This window comes from Streptomyces milbemycinicus, assembly GCF_002154605.1.
In the GTDB taxonomy this organism is placed as follows: Bacteria; Actinomycetota; Actinomycetes; order Streptomycetales; family Streptomycetaceae; genus Streptomyces; species Streptomyces milbemycinicus.
This window is the reverse complement of the sequence record NZ_MUNE01000716.1, coordinates 1-2,797: the sequence shown is the minus strand read 5'-3', so window position 1 is coordinate 2,797 and position 2,797 is coordinate 1. Positions and strand designations below refer to the sequence as shown.

The 2,797-nt window shown below is 70.9% G+C and carries 1 protein-coding gene; it reads left to right on the top strand.

Annotation, left to right across the window (positions count from 1 at the left end; all coding sequences use genetic code 11):
- On the top strand, nt 1–2,797 hold a 2,797-nt coding region (locus CCN51_RS43845; protein ID WP_143676090.1), incomplete at both ends, for an RHS repeat-associated core domain-containing protein.

The window sequence follows — 2,797 nt, the reverse complement described above, 5'->3', positions numbered from 1 at the left end:
CGCCGAGGACGGGCTGCTGCTCTCGTACCCGCACCCGGCGCCCGGTGTGCCGACACTGCCCGAGCTGGGCCCGCGCTGGCCGCTGGAGCGCACGGTGGAGGGCGACTACACGCTCACCGACCCGGCCACGGGGCGTGTCTGGTGGTTCAACGGTCCGGAGGGCGGGGGTGACGGGGAGGCCCTGCTGGCGGAGATCAGCGACCGTAACGGCCACCGCCTGACCTTCGAATACGACACTGATGGCGCCCCGGCCGGGATCGTCCACAGCGGCGGCTACCACCTCAAAATCACCACCGCCGACGGCCGTATCACCGCCCTCCACCTGGCCGGCGCCGACCAGGAGCTCATCCGCTACGCCTACACGGACGGCAACCTCACCGAGGTCATCAACTCCTCGGGGCTGCCGCTGCGGTTCGAGTACGACGTGGAGCGCCGGGTGATCGCGTGGATCGATACCAATGGCCGCCGTTACGACTACGTCTATGACAACCGGGACCGCTGTATCGCTGAGGGCGGCACTGAGGGCCATATCTCCCTGCACATCGACTACGGCCCGGTCGACGAGCGGACCGGTCACCGGGTCACCACGGTCACCACGGCCGAGGGCGACACCACCCGCTATCTGGTGAACGACCGCTGCCAGGTCATCACCGTCACAGACCCCCTCGGCAACACGGTCCGCACCCGGCGGGACCGCTACGGCCGCGCCCTGTCCCGCACCGATGCCCTGGGCCGGACCACCGGCTACACCTACGACGCGGCCGGCCGGCTGACCTCCCTGACCACCCCCGACGGACACCAGCGGACCGCCTCCTACAACGACCTGGGCCTCCCCGTGGAGGTGGTCCAGCCGGACGGCGCCACCTGGCGTTACGCGTACGACGAGCGGGGCAACCGCACCACCGCCACCGACCCGTTGGGCACCACCACCCGCTACGCCTACGACGACCACGGCCATCTGGCCTCGGTCACCAACGCGCTCGGCGACACCACCCACATCCGCTGCGACCCGGCCGGACTCCCCATCGAGATCACCGATCCGCTGGGCGCGGCCACCGCCTACCACCGCGACGCCTTCGGCCGCCCCGCCACCATCACCGACCCCCTCGGTGCCACCACCCGCCTGGAGTGGACCGTCGAGGGCAAGCTGTCGCGGCGTATCGCCCCGGACGGCGCCGAGCGGCGCTGGACCTACGACGGAGAGGGCAACGTCGCCGCTCAGGTGGACGAGGGCGGCGCCGCGACCACATACGAGTACACCCACTTCGACCTGCTGGCCGCCCGCACCGACCCGGACGGCACCCGCCACGAGTTCACCTATGACGCGCGGCTGCGCCTCACCCAGGTCACCAATCCTCAGGGGCTGACCTGGACCTACGAGTACGGCCCGACCGGCCGCACACTCAGCGAGACGGACTTCGACGGGCGTACCCTCACCTACGCCTACGACCCGGCGGGCCAACTGGTCTCCCGCACCGATCCCCTGGGCCAGACCGTCTCCCTCGAATACGACGCCTGCGGCCGGGTCGTGCGCAAGGACGTCGACGGTCAGGTCAGCACCTTCTCCTACGACCCCGTCGGGCGGCTGATGGAGGCCGTCGGCCCGGAGGTGGCACTGACGTACCGGCGGGACCGGATGGGCCGGGCCATAGCGGAAGTCGTCGGCGATCGCGTTCTCACCCGCGCCTACGACGCCCTCGGCCGCCGCGTACGCCGCACCAGCCCGTCCGGCGCCAAGTCCACCTTCGCGTACGACGCGGCGGGCCGCCGCACCACGCTGACCACCTGCGGCCACACCCTGGACTTCAGGTATGACGCGCTAGGCCAGGAAACCGCCCGCCGACTTGGGCCTAACGCCTCACTCGCGCAGATCTGGGACCCGGCCGGACGACTGGCCGAGCAGACCTTGACCAGCGGCCCGGCGGGCGACATCGCCCAGCACCGCGCGTACACCTACCGCCCCGACGGCCACCTCACCGCCATCGACGACCAGCTCAGCGGCCCCCGCACCTTCGACCTGGACGACGCGGGCCGGGTCACCACCGTCCGCGCCGAAGGCTGGACCGAGACCTACGCCTACGACGAAGCGGGCAACCAGACCCACGCCACCTGGCCACACGAACACCCCACCGCTGCGGACACCACCGGCTCTCGCACGTACACCGGCACCCGCATCACCCGCGCAGGACGCGTCCGCTACGAACACGACGCCGCAGGCCGCCTCACCCTCCGCCAGAAAGCCCGCCTGTCAGCCAAGCCCGACACCTGGCGCTACACCTGGGACGCGGAGAACCACCTCACCGCCCTCACCACCCCCGACGGCACGGTCTGGCGCTACCTCTACGACCCCCTCGGCCGCCGCACCGCCAAACAACGCCTCGCCCCCGACGGCCACACCATCGCCGAACAGGTCGACTTCACCTGGGACCACAACACCCTCGTCGAACAGGCCACCACCACACCGGACCTCCCCGGCCCGACCACCCTCACCTGGGAACACCAGGGCTTCCGTCCCCTGACCCAGACCGAGCGGGTCACCGACGCCACCACCCAGCGCGAGATCGACCGCCGCTTCTTCGCCATCGTCACCGACCTGGCCGGCACCCCCACTGAACTCGTCGACGAGAACGGCGACATCGCCTGGCGCACCCGTACCACCCTCTGGGGCACCACGACAGAAGACCGCGCGAGCACCACCCCGTTGCGCTTCCCGGGCCAGTACTTCGACCCCGAAAGCGGCCTCCACTACAACCACCACCGCTACTACGACCCCACCACCGCCCGCTACACCACCCCC